The organism is Dongia sp., from assembly GCF_041910485.1.
GTDB lineage: Bacteria > Pseudomonadota > Alphaproteobacteria > Dongiales > Dongiaceae > Dongia.
The window spans coordinates 72,434-87,080 of sequence record NZ_JAYRQR010000013.1; the positions used below are offsets into that span (position 1 = coordinate 72,434).

Sequence of the window (14,647 nt, forward strand, 5' to 3'; positions counted from 1 at the left end):
ATGCGGCTCGGAAAGTTTACAACTGGTGAATCGGCTCACACGAATGAGGTATTTGGTCCTCTTGCCGTTCCTGGATCAGGCAAATTTCTCAACCTCGACGATGGCGCCGCGCAGGCCGATGACCTTGACCCGCGTCCCCGCCGCCAGATCCTCGCCCTCGCACCGCCAGACCGTATCGTCGATCCGGATCTGCCCGCGCCCGTTGACGATGGGTTCGGACAGGGTGGCGCTGCGGCCGAGCAATTGCTCGCCCCGACGGTTGAGCGTCGCGTCGTCGCTCTTGATCACCAGCTTGTGCCGGAAGCGGTACCAGCCCAGAACCGAAACGGCCGACAGCAGGGCGAAGACCAGGACCTGGTTCTCCCAGCTCATCGCGGGCGCGACCAGGGCGACGATCGCCGTAATCAGCGCGGCCCCGCCCAGCCAGATGAAGAAGAAGCCGGGCGTCAGGATCTCGATCCCCGCGAGGGCTGCCGCCAGGATCAGCCAGTGCCAGAATTCGAGCTGGAAATTGAAACCGATGTCGCTCATGCGCGGTGCCTTAAACGATCAGGTCTGTGGCGGCAGGCTGGAACGGCGGCCCTGGCTCGGCTGGTCGCCGAGGGCCGATTTCGCCAGTTCGGCAATGCCGCCCAGGGCGCCGATCACATTGCTGGCCTCAAGCGGCATCAGGATGACCTTCTGGTTGTTGGCGCTGGCGATCTTCTCCAGCGCCTCGGTATAGCGCAGGCCCAGGAAGTAATTGACGGCCTGCACGCTGCCCTTGGCGATCGAATCCGAGACGACGGCGGTGGCCTTCGCTTCCGCTTCGGCCAGGCGCTCACGCGCTTCCGCCTGACGGAAGGCCGCTTCCTTTTCGCCCTCGGCCTGCAGGATGGCGCCTTGCTTTTCGCCCTCGGCCTTCAGGATGGCGGCCTGGCGCAGACCTTCGGCCTCCAGGATAGCGGCGCGCTTGTCGCGCTCGGCTTTCATCTGGCGCGCCATGCTGTCCACCAGATCCTTGGGCGGCGCGATGTCCTTGATTTCGATGCGCGTCACCTTGATGCCCCAGGGCTGGGTTGCATCGTCGACCACATGCAGCAGCTGTGCATTGATCTTGTCGCGCATGGACAGGAGCTCGTCGAGATCCATCGACCCCATCACGGTGCGGATGTTCGTCATGGTGAGGTTGAGGACAGCGTTCTCCAGATCGTTCACTTCATAGGCGGCCTTGGCGGCATCCAGCACCTGGTAGAAGACGACGCCGTCGACGCTCACCATCGCATTGTCCTTGGTGATGACTTCCTGCGTCGGCACGTCGAGCACCGATTCCATCATGTTGATCTTTGCGCCGATGCGATCGAAGAAGGGGATGATGAAATTGAGGCCTGGGCGCAGCGTCTGCGTATAGCGGCCGAACCGCTCGACCGTCCATTCGCGCCCCTGCGGCACCGATTTGATGCCCATGAAGACGAGCAGGATGGCCACCGCCAACAGGACGATGACGAAAATGGCGAATGTGCTCAGCATGATGCTTCCCCCAAAGCGATGATCCGGCGATTGTTACACAACCAGAAAGCTTTGGAAATGTAGGGACAAATTGTGGCGATTCAAGGATCGCCGTGACGTCTACGTCCTAACCCTTTGCGGCCAGGGCCGGATTTGGCACCGCCAACGTCACCGTTTCAGGCGCCTCGAGACCGACGCTCTCGATATCGTCGGCCTTTTTGATGGCCTTGTCGGTAGAAATGCGGATCTGCCGCACATCCTCCACCGCCTGATCGAAATGCTGCTGCAGCTTGCCGACGCGCGTATCCAGCCGGTCGAGATCCTTGGCCAGTTCGCCGACCTTGGCCTGGATGACATGGGCCTGTTCGCGCATGCGCACGTCCTTGAGGACGGCGCGCATGGTGGTCAGCGTCGCCATCAGCGTGGTCGGCGAAACGATCCAGACGCGGGACCTGCCGGCCTCCTCGACCAGATTCGGGAAATTGGCGTGGAGCTCGGCATAGACCGCTTCGGAGGGCACGAACATCAAGGCCGAATCCGCCGTCTCGCCCGGCACGATGTATTTCTCGGCAATCGCCTTCACATGGAGGCGGATCGCGGTCGAGAATTCGCGCCGCGCCTGGACCAGTGCGGCATCATCCTGTGCATCGCGGATGGCGCGATAGGGTTCGAGCGGAAATTTGGAATCGATGCCGATGGCGCCGGGCGGGTTCGGCAGCTTCAACAGGCAGTCGACCCGCTTGCCGTCGCCGAGCGGTGCCTGGAATTCGTAATTGGTGTTGGGCAGCGCGTCCTGAACGATGGCCGCCAGCTGCACCTCGCCGAAGGCACCGCGCGCCTGCTTGTTGGAAAGAATGTCCTGCAGGCTCACCATGCGGGTGGAAAGATCGGCGATGTTCTTCTGCGCGGCGTCGATGACGGCCAGGCGTTCCTTGAGTTCGCCCAGGGACTGCCCGGCCTCGGTCGCCGACATCGCCAGCCGTTCATGCATGCGGTCGGACAGCTGGTTGAGGCGCACGTCCAGCCGCTGGTCAATCGCCGCCTGGGCCGAGGCCTGGGCGGCCGCCAGGGATTGCAGCTGCCCCGCCAGCTGGTCGATGCGCGGGTCCGGCGCGGGTTCGGCGGCCGGCGCCTTGCCGCGCCAGACGACGACCAAAACCGCCATCAGCAGCAGGGCAATGAGCGCAAGAAGTGCCAGCAATGGGCCTGATTCCATGATGAAACCTTGAGAAAAGGGTCTGAAAGGGGTGCGAATCGGCACGGCCGCCACCCCGCCTCGCTTGACGATAGCCCCCGGAATCCATAGGTAAAGCGCGAAACATGGATTGCGGGCACCGAGTAGCTGAACCACCCCCTCTCCCTAACCCTCTCCCACGTAGGGGAGAGGGAAATAGACCGAGGTCGTGGTCACAAGCTACTCCCTCCCCCCCCCACCCGTCGGCGAGTGCCGACATGAGTCGGCGGCGGGGGAGGGTCGGGGAGAGGGGGCCTTCGCGACACACGCTTACTTTGCAGGACCGTTCGAAACATCATGGCCAAGCTTCCGATCCTCGTGGCACCAGATCCGCGTCTGGCGAAGAAATCCGCCCCCGTCGCGGTGGTCGATGCCGAGGTCCGCCAGCTGATGGACGACATGCTGGAGACGATGTACGCGGCACCCGGTATCGGGCTGGCGGCCCCCCAGGTCGGCGAGCTGAAGCGGGTGATCGTGCTCGATATCGCTGGCGAGGACGAACCACCGGCCCCCTTGCGCATGGCCAATCCGGAGATCGTCTGGGTCTCGGATGACGATGCCGAATATAATGAAGGCTGCCTCTCGGTCCCCGACCACTATGCCGATGTGGTACGGCCGGCTTCCTGCGTCGTGCAATATCTCGACGAGAATGGCGAGAAGCGCGAGATCACGGCAAGCGGCCTGCTTGCCACCTGCGTCCAGCACGAGATCGACCATCTCGACGGCGTGCTCTTCATCGATCACCTCACCTCGCTGAAGCGCAACATCATCCTGCGCAAGCTCCTCAAGGCCAAGAAGGCGGGCGCCGGCGGCGTTCCGGCCTAAGAGAAAGCCCATGCGCGTCGTCTTCATGGGCACGCCGGATTTTGCGGCGTCCGCTTTGGCGGCGCTGATTGCGGCAGGACATGAAATCGTCGCCGTCTATTCGCAGCCGCCACGTCCCGCCGGACGCGGCCAGGATGTGCGGAAATCGCCGGTGCAGCTGCTGGCGGAAAGCAACGCGCTTCCCGTGCGGCACCCGGTTTCGCTGAAAAACGCGGATGAGCAGACGGCCTTCGCCGCACTCCAAGCCGATATCGCAATCGTTGCCGCCTATGGCCTGATCCTGCCCAAGCCGGTGCTCGCGACGCCGCGCCTCGGCTGTCTCAACATCCATGCCTCGTTGCTGCCGCGTTGGCGTGGCGCGGCCCCGATCCAGCGCGCGATCCTGGCGGGCGACAAGGAGACAGGCATTACCATCATGCAGATGGATGAAGGGCTCGATACCGGTGCCATGCTGTGCCGCGAGAGCCTGCCGATCGGGCCGCAGATGAATGCCGGTTCGCTGCACGATGCCTTGGCCGATCTCGGCGCGCGGCTGATTGTGAAAGTGCTGTCGGCGCCCTTGCCGGCGGCGGTACCGCAGCCGACGGAGGGCGTCACCTATGCCGCCAAGATTTCGCCCGCTGAGGCGCAGATCGATTGGTCGAAGCCGGCCGAGGAACTCGCGCGTCAAATCCGCGCCTTTGCGCCGGTACCGGGTGCCTGGTGTCTGATGGAGGATGGCGCGCGGCTCAAAATCCTTGAGGCGCAATTGGCGACAAAGTGCGGTGCTCCTGGCGTCGCCCTCGACGATGAATTGACGATCGGCTGCGGCGAAGGCGCGCTGCGCCTCATGCTGCTGCAGAAGGCCGGCAAGAAAGCGATGCCGGCCAGCGAGTTCCTGCGCGGGCAGAAGGTGCCGGCCGGCACCGGTTTCAGCGCATGACGCGCTTCAGGCTCACAATCGAATATGATGGCGGGCCGTTCGTCGGCTGGCAGCGCCAGGACAATGGGCTCTCGATCCAGCAGGTCCTGGAAGAGGCCGTGCTTGCCACGGTCCAGGAAACGACGATGGTCTATGGCGCCGGCCGCACCGATGCCGGCGTCCACGCGTTGGGCCAAGTGGCCCATGTCGATATCGAAAAGGCGATCGAGCCCAACCGCCTGATGGCGGCGCTCAATTTCCACATGAAGCCCAACCCGGTGGCGGTGATCGGCTGCGAGATTGCGGACGATGACTTTCATGCGCGCTTCTCGGCCGTGGGGCGGGCCTATCTCTATCGCATCGTCAATCGCCGGGCGCCGCTGGTGATCGATCGCGGCCATGCCTGGCATCTGGGCAGCGAACTCGATGCCGGGGCGATGCATGAAGCGGCGCAAAGGCTGCTGGGCCGTCATGATTTCACCAGTTTCCGCGCCTCGCTCTGCCAGGCGCAATCGCCGGTAAAGACGCTGGATCGGCTGGACGTGATGCGCCAGGGCGAGGAGATCCAGATCATCGCCGAGGCACGTTCGTTCCTGCACCACCAGGTGCGCAACATGGTGGGTACGTTGCGTCTGGTGGGGGAAGGGAAGTGGTCGGCCGATGACGTGACGCGGGCGCTTGAGGCGCACGACAGGTCTGCAAGCGGCCCGACAGCGCCGCCCGACGGGCTCTATTTGACCCGTGTGGTCTACTAAGCCGCGCTGGTGACGTCGGCGACGCGGCTCGCCGCCATGAAGCGGCCGGACCGCAGATGGTCCACCCAATCATGGGCGATCTGCCGGGCATGCTCGGCGGTAAAGGTCTCGGGATCGAGGCAATGCTCCAGCCACAGACCGTCCAGCAGCGCGATGAGCGTCAATGCCGCCATGCGCGGATCGGAATTCAGCTTCCGCTCCTCGACGATGCCGCTGATATAGCGCTGCAGCATCTTGCGGTACTCGCCATAGACCTTGTGGTGGATCTCGTGGATCACCGGGTCGGTCCGCGTCAGGCTCCAGAAGGTCAGCCACACGGCGAGCAGGTCGGTGTTGAGAATAGGGGCGGTGAAGCTCGCATCGACGAAGGCGCGCAGCTGCGCCTCGGGATGGTCGGGCGCTTCGCCGAGGGCGTGACGGATAGCCTTGTCGAATTCCTTGCCGCTCCAGCGATAGGTCTCGGCAATGAGGTCGTGCATGCCGGCAAAATGATGCCGGACGAGCCCGGGCGAGACGCCCGCCTCGGCCGCCACAACCCTGACGGTCGTCCCATCGAGACCATGTCGCGCCAGACTCCGCGCCGTCGCTTCGATCAGCTGGCGTCGCCGCGATTCAGGTAAGTCTCTGGTAAATTTCGGTTCTTTGTCTGCCACGCCCCGGCCTCCGAATTCGTCTCTACCCCTATAGTAATATGATCTGCCTCTAGGACTGAACCAATTTTGGCACCAAATGCAGATTCTGCTTGAGTATTATACATACGTATAATAACACTCCGCCGCCAATCACATTTGGAGGCTCCCATGTCCCAGAATCTGGCCGCGCCATCGGTCGCAGCCCTCACCCATGCGGTCCCGGCTGAGGATGGACTGGATCTCGTCTTTGCGGATGGGCGCCAACATCATTTCAGCCTGCGCTGGCTGCGCGACCATTGCGCCTGCGCTGCATGCCGCCATCCGGAGACCCAGCAGCGTCTCCTCGATACCTTTGCCTTGCCGCAGGTTCTGGCCCTCGGCGGCTTCGAGCTTGGTACCGGCGGCGTTGAACTGCGCCTGACCTGGAGCGACGGCCACGCGACGATATTTGCAGCGTCCGATCTTGCCGAGGCGTTGCGCCCGGTCGGCATCCTCGCCGGCACCGTCACGACCTGGGACGATGCCGAGATTTCGGCCGACTTTCCGCAGGTGCCTTATGAGGCCCTGATGAACGACGATGCGACGCTTGAAGCCTATCTCGACAAGATCGATCGCTTCGGCTTCTGCTTCGTCGAAGGGACGCCGGCAACGCCCGAGGCGACGCAAGCCGTCGCCAAGCGCGTCGCCTATATCCGCGAGACGATCTTCGGCGGCTATTGGGATTTCACCGCCAACATGGAGCACAAGGACACGGCCTATACGACGCTGGCCATCGGCCCCCACACCGACGGTACCTACAGCTTCGATGCGCCGGGCTACCAGATGTTCCACTGCCTCGCCTTCGACGGCGTCGGTGGCGAGAACGTCTTCGTCGATGGCTTCCGCATCGCCGAGATCATGAAGCGCGAGACGCCGGATCTCTACCGCGTGCTGACACAGGTCGAGGTGCCGGGCCAATATATCGACCATGAGCGCGGCATTCATCTGATGGCGCGCCGCCCGCTCTTCCGCGAGGATTCGACCGGTCGCCTGGCGCAGGTCAGCTTCAACAATCTCGACCGCGCGCCCTTCGCGCTCGAACCCGGCCTGATGGCGAAATTCCAGGAAGCCTATGCGACCTTCGCCCGCCACGCCAATGACCGCAGCCTGCAATATCGGCGGCGCCTGGCGCCGGGTTCGGTGGTCCTCTTCGACAATTGGCGCCTGCTGCACGCGCGCGATGCCTATAGCGGCTATCGGCGCCTCGCCGGCGCCTATCTCAACAAGGAAGATGTGGAAAGCCGGCTGCGCGTGCTGAGGCTGAAGCGGGCGGCCGCTTAATCCTCGAGTGTTTCGTCCGGATAGACGCCCCAGAACTCGGTCTTCATCATCCAGCCCTTATAGCCCCGGACTTCGAGGCGGCACCAATCGCCGCTGCATTCGAGGACTTTGAGGATGACGCCGGGATCGACCAGGGCGATGGGCCTTGCACCGGCTTCGGCCGAGGCGCGCAAGGGCCGCTGTTGGTCGCGGACGATGACATTGCGCTTGCCCACCAGAAGGGTCGATTTCACCCAGCCGACGACCCCGTCATGATCGCGGATGCGGCGCCAGATGTCGAATTCCTCGATGATCTCGACAGGGAGGCCGGCCCGCTGATAGGTCCAGATGATGGGATAGGTTTCCCCCGGACCCTGGCGCATGTTGACCTGGCTCGACTGCAGGCTGGCAAAGCGGGGCAGCGGCAGCTTTTCCTCGGCCGACGCGGCCGAGGCCGCCAAAAGGGCTAGAAGCGGCAGGCAAAACCGACGGAAAAGGCGGAAAAAGGGCAAGGGGGAGATCCGATTCGCTGGCATATCCACGCGATATAGGGGCTATTGCCGCCGGTCAAGCCATTGAAACCCCGGCGCCCCTACAGAATGGCGCGTTTGCGCCGCCGATCGCCGCTTTTGCGTCCGGAAACGACCCACTTCGGCGTGACTGGGGCTGCGTCGGCGGAGACCCTCGACAACAACGCCAACCACTTGCTACGAAAGCACAGCAACGGGCCCTAGAGATCCGGACCGGGAGACACAAGCACGATGACCAACAAGCCCTTGGTGGTGGTGACGCGGAAGCTGCCCGACGTCATCGAGACGCGGATGATGGAGCTGTTCAATGTGAAATTGAACCTCGACGATCATCCGCTGTCCCAGGCCGAACTCATCGAGGCGGTCAAGATCGCCGACATCCTCGTTCCCACGGTCACCGACCGGATCGATGCCGGTGTGCTGTCGCAGGCCGGCGACAAGCTGCGCCTCATCGCCTCCTTCGGGACCGGCGTCGACCATATCGACCTCGCGACCGCCCGCCAGCGCGGCATCACCGTCACCAACACGCCGGGGGTCCTCACCGAGGACACAGCGGATATGACGATGGCGCTGATCCTCGCCACCGCGCGCCGCGTGTCGGAGGGCGAACGCCTCATCCGGTCAGGGAAGTGGCAGGGCTGGGGCCCGATGAGCATGCTGGGCCACCGCATCTACGGCAAGCGCCTCGGCATCATCGGCATGGGGCGCATCGGCCAGGCGGTCGCGCGCCGTGCCAAGGGTTTCGGCCTTTCGGTCCACTACCACAATCGCCGCCGTGTCAGCACCGCGGTCGAGCAATCGCTCGAGGCCACCTATTGGGAAAGCCTCGACCAGATGCTTTCGCGCATGGACATCATCTCGGTCAATTGCCCGCACACGCCGGCCACTTATCATCTGCTGTCGGCGCGGCGCCTCAAGCTGCTGCAGAAGCATGTCTATATCGTCAACACCGCGCGCGGCGAGATCGTCGACGAGAACGCGCTGACCCGCATGCTGGACAAGAACGAGATCGCGGGCGCCGGGCTCGACGTCTTCGAGCATGAGCCGGCCCTCAATCCGAAACTCCTCAAGCTCGACAATGTCGTGCTGCTCCCGCACATGGGCTCGGCCACCATCGAAGGCCGCACCGATATGGGCGAAAAGGTCATCATCAACATCAAGACCTTCGTCGACGGGCACAAGCCGCCGGACCGGGTGCTGGAAGCCTTGCTGTGACATGTGATCGGCCCGCCGGACATACCGGCGGGCCGATTTTCTTTGGTTCCGCCCCCGTCAGTTGAGGGCCGTGGCGATGCCAACCTCGACATTGAGCGTGACGTCCACACCGTTCACCTTGGTGACGTAGTGATCGAAATTGTGACCGTTCTCCTGGGTGCTGCCCTGCAATTCCCAGCCGAAACCGGTTGAGACCAGATTGTCGTCGGCACCGCCCAGAACGAACAGCTCGTGGCTGTCGCTCATGTCGATGATGTCGGCGGCATCGAGCTTCATGTCCAGCGTCGCATTGCTGGCGTCGATCCGTTCGATACCGAGGATGTGGTTGACCTGCTGATGCAGGTCCAAGGCGGTGTCGCTGACCAGCAGCAGCGTATCCTTGCCGTCACCGCCGACGATCCTGTCTTCCAGCAGGTCGCTCGCATCGGCATAGATCACGTCATCGCCGAAGCCGCCATCGACCAGATCATGGCCGGCACCGCCGAAGAGCGTATCCTCGCCGAAGCCGCCGCCCAGAATGTCGTCGCCGTCGCCACCGAACAGCGTATCCCAATCGGGTCCGCCTTCCAGGTGATCGTCGCCGTCACCGCCGTTGAGCGTGTCCTGGCCGAAGCCGCCATAGAGGCTGTCGTCACCTTTCCCGCCGTCAAGTGAATCGGTGCCATCGTCACCAAAGAGCAGATCATTGCCGTCGCCACCCGCCAGCGTGTCGTTGCCGGTTTCGCCGTGCAGCAGATCATCGCCTTCCTGGCCGGCGACATAATCGTTGCCCTCGCCGCCGTGCAATTCGTCGTTACCGACATTGCCGTAAAGCCAGTCGTTGCCGGCGCCGCCGTCGATATAGTTGAAGGTGATGCTCTCGCCGTGGACTTCATCGTCACCGGCGCCTCGTAAGTAGTAGCGCGGGCCGATGTAGAGGCTCGGCCGGAAAAAACCGAATGCAAACATGAGACCCTCCGTCTTCCTGTGCGTCGGGCGCCTTGCCCGCGCTCATGACGGTTCCGTCGCCGGGGTATGCGTTGTCGGGTCGGAGACAAGGGGACAGCCTGTGACGGGCGTCGCATTCTTAATGCGGATCGCACAGCCAGGTGTTTCTAGCCGTCCCAAGGGGTGGATGGTCCCTCACACGAGCAGGTCGGAATCGGGACTTTGTCGGCGTGGACCGCGTTCAATGCCCGCAGGTCGGGCAGTGGGGATCGCGCTTGAAGCGGACTTCGCGGAAAGCCATCGACAAGGCATCGAAGAGGACCAGGCGGCCGGAGAGGCTGTCGCCGATGCCCAGAATTTCCTTCAGGATCTCGGTCGCCTGCAGCGACCCCATGACCCCGGCGACGGGGCCCAGGATGCCGGCCTGCTCGCAGCGGGGAATGAGATCTTCCGGCGGTTCCTCCGGGAAGAGGCAGCGATAGCAGGGATGGTGATCCCCCAGATGGGATTTGAAGGTCGAAAGCTGCGCCTCGAAGCGCAGCAGCGCCGCCGATACCAGCGTCTTGCCGAGCCGGTGGCAGATGTCGTTGAGCAGATAGCGCGTCGTGAAATTGTCGCTGCCGTCGGCGACGATGTCGAAGCGGCCGACAATGCCCTCGGCATTCTCGGCGCTAAGGCGTGCCTCGATCGGCTCAATGACAATGTCGGGATTGAGCGCGCGCAGCCTGCGCGCGGCACTTTCAACCTTCGGCCGATCAACCGAGGCGTCTTCGTGGATGACCTGCCGCTGCAGGTTCGTGACGTCGACATTGTCATGATCGACAACGCCGATCGTACCGATGCCTGCCGCCGCCAGATAGAGCAGGATGGGTGCTCCGAGGCCACCGGCCCCGACCACCAGCACCTTCGCCGCAAGGAGCTTCAACTGCCCCTCTTCGCCCACTTCGTCGAGAATGACGTTGCGGGCGTAGCGTTCCAGCTGGCGGTCGGTGAGTTCGGTCATCAGAGCCATTGTCCCATCGCCAAGATTGTCATCCTCCGCCTGCGCGGACCATGACAATTAATAACGAGATCAGTTTTTACTCCAGCCCTTCGAACAAGGCCGTCGACAGATAACGCTCGGCCGAGGAGGGGAGAACCACCAGGATGCGCTTGCCTTCATGACCCGGACGCTGGCCGAGTTCGATGCCGGCGGTGAGTGCCGCACCGGACGAGATGCCGACGGGCATGCCTTCGATCTTCGCAACCTTGCGCGCCATCGCGAAGGCATTGGCATTGGAGATGCGCAGTACCTCGTCGATGATGCCGCGATTGAGAACTTCGGGCACGAAACCGGCGCCGATGCCCTGGATCTTGTGCGGTCCCGGCTGGCCACCGGAAAGGACGGGGCTGTCCTCGGGCTCGACGGCGATGATCTTCACGCCGGGAATCTCCTTCTTCAGAATCTCGCCCACACCCGTGATGGTGCCGCCGGTGCCGACACCGGAAACGAAGTAGTCGAGCTTGCCGCCGACATCGGCGATGATTTCCTGCGCCGTCGTCTGGCGGTGCACTTCCGGATTCGAGAGGTTCTTGAACTGCTGCGGGATGACGGCGCCGGGCGTCGCCGCCGCCAGCTCCTCGGCGCGGGCGATGGCGCCGGACATGCCGCGCGCGGCCGGCGTCAGTTCAAGCTCGGCCCCCAGCAGGCGCAGCATCTTGCGCCGTTCCAGCGACATGCTTTCCGGCATGGTGAGGATGAGGCGATAACCCTTGGCGGCCGCGACGAAAGCCAAGGCGATGCCGGTATTGCCCGACGTGGGCTCGATGAGCGTGCCGCCCGGCTGCAGCTTGCCGCTGGCTTCAAGCGCCTCGATCATCGCCAGGCCGATGCGGTCCTTGACCGACGACAGCGGATTGAAGAATTCGCATTTCCCCAACAGCTCTGCCTTGATGCCTTCGGCGCGGGCGAGCTTGCCCAGGCGCACGATGGGTGTGGCGCCGATCGTGCTCAGGAAATTGTCGTAAATCTTGCCGCGGAAAGTGGCCTTGCTCATCTTCGTCAATCCTTGCTCATGGTGAAGATCGCGGCGCAGCGAGGCGCCGCAACACCGGTCTCTTTAAATACTGAAATCGAGGCGCTGCAGCGCGTCGGTCTGGATGCCGGCAGCCTGCGCCTTCTGGCAGAGATCTTCCAGCGTCACGTCGTCGAGCTTGGTCAGCATTTCCTGCTGTAACTCACGCCAGACGGGGCGCACGATCTCCAAAGCCACGCGGGAACCCGACGCGGTCTGGACAGGATCTGGCGATCCTTCGAACTGCCGCACGGCACGGACGATTTCGCCCAGGTTGATGCGTCGGCGCTCGCGTGCCAGCAGGTAGCCGCCCTTGGGGCCGCGATGGCCGGCAAGAATACCGGAACGGACCAGATGTTGCAGGACCTGTTCCAGATAACGCCGTGGAATGCCCTGGCGCGCCGAGATATCGCCCGATTGCACCGGCTGCGAACCGCCGTAATAAGCGATGTCGAGGACGGCCTCGATGGCGAAAAGAAGTCGCTTGGATGGATGTAGCACGAAAGCTTCCCCGCTTTTCTGTCTAACGTTTCGCGGTCACGGTTTGTTGGGCCGCAATGCCGGTCGAGCCGAAGCCGCCGGCACCGCGTGAAGTCGCTGGAAGTTCGGCTCCCTCTTCCCAGACCAGGTGTTCGACGCGCGCCAGGAGCAGCTGCGCGATGCGGTCGCCGCGCTGCAATGTCACCGGCCGGTCGGAAAGATTGACGAGAATGACGCCGATCTCGCCGCGATAGTCGGCGTCGATCGTGCCCGGCGCGTTCAGCACCGTGACGCCTTGTTTGAGGGCAAGGCCGGAGCGCGGCCGCACCTGCGCCTCGAAGCCGGCGGGCAGCGCGATAGCAAGGCCCGTCGGCACCAGTGCGCGGCCCAAGGGCGGCAAAGTCAGCGGCGCATCGATGGCGGCCAGCAGATCGAGCCCAGCCGCCTGATCGGTCGCATAGGCGGGCAAGGGCAGGTCCGCGCCATGCGGCAGCCTAGTGACGGCGACACGCACGGCGCTCATGATTTGGCACCTTTCAGCTGCGCCGCGATGCGTGCCACCAGCTGTTCGGCCAATTCCGTCTTGCTGAGGCGCGGCCATTCCTCAGACCCCGCCGCGCTGATCAGATGCACCTTGTTGTCGGCACCGCCGAAGGTCCCGGTCCCGCTGGAGACGTCGTTGGCCAGGATCCAGTCGCACTGTTTCCTTTGGCGTTTCGCGGTCGCATGCTCGACAACATTCTCCGTCTCGGCGGCAAAGCCGATGACGAGGGCCGGGCGCTTAGGCCCAGGTGCGGAAATGGTCGCCAGAATATCGGGATTGGTCGTGAGATCGATGCGCGGCGGCTCGCCACCTTCGCGCTTCTTCATCTTCTGTTGCGCCTCGCGGCTCGGCCGCCAATCGCTGACGGCGGCGGCGGCAACGGCGATATCGACCGGCAGACTGCCCTCGACCGCGGCCAGCATCTCGTTGGCGCTTTCGATATGGATGACCTTGCAGCCGGCGGGATCGGGGAGGGAAGTGGGGCCCGTCACCAGCATTGTCTCGGCCCCGGCGGCGGCAAGGGCAGCGGCGATCGCGTGACCCTGTTTGCCGGACGACCGGTTGCCGATGAAACGGACCGGATCGATCGCCTCAAAGGTCGGGCCGGATGTCACCAGGGCCTTAAGGCCCTTGAGCGGACCATCCGACAGAATCTTGAGGGCGGCCGTGACGATGTCGAGCGGCTCGGCCAGGCGACCGTCACCCACTTCACCGCAGGCAAGGTCGCCGGCACCGGGGCCCACCACCGACACGCCACGGGCGCGCAAAGTGGCGACATTCGCCTGCACCGCCGGCTGGCGCCACATGACCACATTCATCGAAGGCGCGATGAGCACCGGCCTGTCGTTGGCGAGGAGCGCGGTGCTCGCCAGATCGTCGGCCAGGCCATGCGCCATCTTAGCAATGAGATCCGCCGTGGCCGGTGCCACCAGAACCAGATCGGCCTCCCGCACCAGGCGGATATGGCCCATTTCGGCTTCGTCGGTCAGGGAGAAGAGCTCGGTATAGGCCTTTGACCCGGCCAGCGACGCCACGGACAAGGGGGTCACAAACTCGGCCCCGCCCTTGGTCAGGATCACGCGGAAATCCAGGCCGCGCTCGCGCCCACGCCGGATGATATCCAGCGCCTTATAGGCGGCAATGCCACCGGCGATGATAAGGAGGACCCGCTTTCCCACGCCCACGCCCGTTTCCCGCTCTATTCCACAGTAGGTCCTAGTATTTACTTATCGCTGTGGACAAATTCAAGATACCCCATGTCGCAAGGGTAAAATAGCTGGCGTGCAATCCAGAAGGGACGCTTGAACCGCTAGTGCCTAGATGGCCAGTGCCTAGACGGCCAGTGCCGCCCAGGCCAAGGCACCGTAGCGGGCGGCCTTGCCGATGAGGACGAGGAGGGCGAAGGGCCAGAAGCGGGCGCGGAGGACACCGGCGGCGAGCGTGATCGGGTCGCCGATGATGGGCAGCCAGGACAGGAGCAGCAGCGGATAGCCGAAGCGCGCGAAAAGGGCGCTCGCTTGATCGAGGCGCTTCTTGGAAACCGGAAACCATTTGCGGTCCTGCCAATGCAGCAGGAAGCGGCCCAGCACCCAGTTGACGATGCCGCCCAGCGTGTTGCCGGCCGTGGCGATGCCAAGCAGCATCGGCCAGTCGGCAGGCGTTTGCAGGAGAAGAGCGGTGAAGGTGACTTCTGAAAAGCCGGGCAGGATGGTGGCGGCGCCGAAGGCGGTGAGGAACAGCGTCAGATAGGCGGCTGTCACGAG

Annotated in this window: 17 protein-coding genes; 5 read left to right on the plus strand and 12 right to left on the minus strand. The window is 63.8% G+C overall.

The features are described 5' to 3' along the window. Positions 1–75: 75 nt before the first annotated feature. The 3 genes from ACE3PP_RS03500 to ACE3PP_RS03510 form a co-directional block, all read right to left on the minus strand. Positions 76–531 carry an NfeD family protein gene (locus ACE3PP_RS03500; RefSeq protein WP_374377983.1) on the minus strand — a complete coding sequence of 152 codons (456 nt, stop codon included), beginning with the start codon at positions 529–531 and terminating at the stop codon, positions 76–78. Positions 532–549: 18 nt separating this feature from the next. Beyond that, positions 550–1,509, minus strand: coding sequence for an SPFH domain-containing protein (locus ACE3PP_RS03505; protein WP_374377985.1), 960 nt, complete (start codon positions 1,507–1,509; stop codon positions 550–552). A gap of 106 nt (positions 1,510–1,615) precedes the next feature. Beyond that, a complete protein-coding gene (locus tag ACE3PP_RS03510; RefSeq protein WP_374377987.1) occupies positions 1,616–2,704 on the minus strand; it encodes a DNA recombination protein RmuC in 1,089 nt (362 codons plus the stop codon). Positions 2,705–3,019: 315 nt separating this feature from the next. On the opposite strand from ACE3PP_RS03510, the gene def reads away from it, so the two are divergent. From def to truA, 3 genes are read left to right on the plus strand one after another with little or no spacing between them, the layout of a single operon-like run. Beyond that, complete coding sequence (gene def / locus ACE3PP_RS03515; RefSeq protein ID WP_374377989.1) at positions 3,020–3,547, plus strand: peptide deformylase; 528 nt, start codon at positions 3,020–3,022, stop codon at positions 3,545–3,547. Positions 3,548–3,557: 10 nt separating this feature from the next. Beyond that, positions 3,558–4,469 (plus strand): methionyl-tRNA formyltransferase, encoded by a 912-nt coding sequence (gene fmt, locus ACE3PP_RS03520; RefSeq protein WP_374377991.1) that lies wholly within the window; start codon positions 3,558–3,560, stop codon positions 4,467–4,469. Beyond that, a complete protein-coding gene (gene truA / locus ACE3PP_RS03525) occupies positions 4,466–5,203 on the plus strand; it encodes a tRNA pseudouridine(38-40) synthase TruA (protein ID WP_374377993.1) in 738 nt (245 codons plus the stop codon). Before fmt ends, truA begins: the two co-directional genes overlap by 4 nt. Here truA and betI read toward each other — a convergent pair. Then, positions 5,200–5,856: a transcriptional regulator BetI gene (betI, locus tag ACE3PP_RS03530; RefSeq protein ID WP_374377995.1), complete on the minus strand. Its 657-nt coding sequence runs from the start codon at positions 5,854–5,856 to the stop codon at positions 5,200–5,202. The two genes, truA and betI, sit on opposite strands and share 4 nt — an antisense overlap. A 147-nt stretch (positions 5,857–6,003) precedes the next feature. Here betI and ACE3PP_RS03535 point away from each other — a divergent pair, with 147 nt between their 5' ends. After that, entirely contained in the window at positions 6,004–7,155 is a 1,152-nt protein-coding gene (locus ACE3PP_RS03535; RefSeq protein ID WP_374377997.1) for a trimethyllysine dioxygenase, read from the plus strand. Here the strand turns inward: ACE3PP_RS03535 and ACE3PP_RS03540 are convergent. Next, positions 7,152–7,646, minus strand: a complete 495-nt coding sequence (locus ACE3PP_RS03540) for an SH3 domain-containing protein (RefSeq protein ID WP_374377999.1) — start codon at positions 7,644–7,646, stop codon at positions 7,152–7,154. The genes ACE3PP_RS03535 and ACE3PP_RS03540 overlap by 4 nt on opposite strands. Before the next feature lie 249 nt (positions 7,647–7,895). Here ACE3PP_RS03540 and ACE3PP_RS03545 point away from each other — a divergent pair, with 249 nt between their 5' ends. Further along, the gene (locus ACE3PP_RS03545; RefSeq protein WP_374378001.1) at positions 7,896–8,879 is read left to right on the plus strand and encodes a 2-hydroxyacid dehydrogenase; all 984 of its coding nucleotides are present in this window, start codon (positions 7,896–7,898) and stop codon (positions 8,877–8,879) included. A gap of 57 nt (positions 8,880–8,936) precedes the next feature. On the opposite strand, the gene ACE3PP_RS03550 is transcribed toward ACE3PP_RS03545, so the two are convergent. From ACE3PP_RS03550 to ACE3PP_RS03580, 7 genes are all read right to left on the minus strand, one after another. Continuing rightward, positions 8,937–9,827, minus strand: a complete 891-nt coding sequence (locus ACE3PP_RS03550) for a calcium-binding protein (RefSeq protein ID WP_374378003.1) — start codon at positions 9,825–9,827, stop codon at positions 8,937–8,939. A 220-nt stretch (positions 9,828–10,047) separates the two neighbouring features. After that, a complete protein-coding gene (locus tag ACE3PP_RS03555; RefSeq protein WP_374378005.1) occupies positions 10,048–10,818 on the minus strand; it encodes a ThiF family adenylyltransferase in 771 nt (256 codons plus the stop codon). A gap of 67 nt (positions 10,819–10,885) precedes the next feature. Continuing rightward, complete coding sequence (cysK, locus tag ACE3PP_RS03560) at positions 10,886–11,842, minus strand: cysteine synthase A (RefSeq protein WP_374378007.1); 957 nt, start codon at positions 11,840–11,842, stop codon at positions 10,886–10,888. Between the two features lie 63 nt (positions 11,843–11,905). Then, positions 11,906–12,361, minus strand: a complete 456-nt coding sequence (locus ACE3PP_RS03565; protein ID WP_374378009.1) for an Rrf2 family transcriptional regulator — start codon at positions 12,359–12,361, stop codon at positions 11,906–11,908. A 22-nt stretch (positions 12,362–12,383) separates the two neighbouring features. Next, the gene (dut, locus tag ACE3PP_RS03570) at positions 12,384–12,863 is read right to left on the minus strand and encodes a dUTP diphosphatase (RefSeq protein WP_374378011.1); all 480 of its coding nucleotides are present in this window, start codon (positions 12,861–12,863) and stop codon (positions 12,384–12,386) included. Continuing rightward, positions 12,860–14,068, minus strand: coding sequence for a bifunctional phosphopantothenoylcysteine decarboxylase/phosphopantothenate--cysteine ligase CoaBC (coaBC, locus tag ACE3PP_RS03575; RefSeq protein WP_374378013.1), 1,209 nt, complete (start codon positions 14,066–14,068; stop codon positions 12,860–12,862). The genes dut and coaBC overlap by 4 nt, the downstream gene beginning before the upstream one ends. Before the next feature lie 147 nt (positions 14,069–14,215). Next, positions 14,216–14,644 carry a YqaA family protein gene (locus tag ACE3PP_RS03580; protein WP_374378015.1) on the minus strand — a complete coding sequence of 143 codons (429 nt, stop codon included), beginning with the start codon at positions 14,642–14,644 and terminating at the stop codon, positions 14,216–14,218. Positions 14,645–14,647 lie beyond the last annotated feature (3 nt).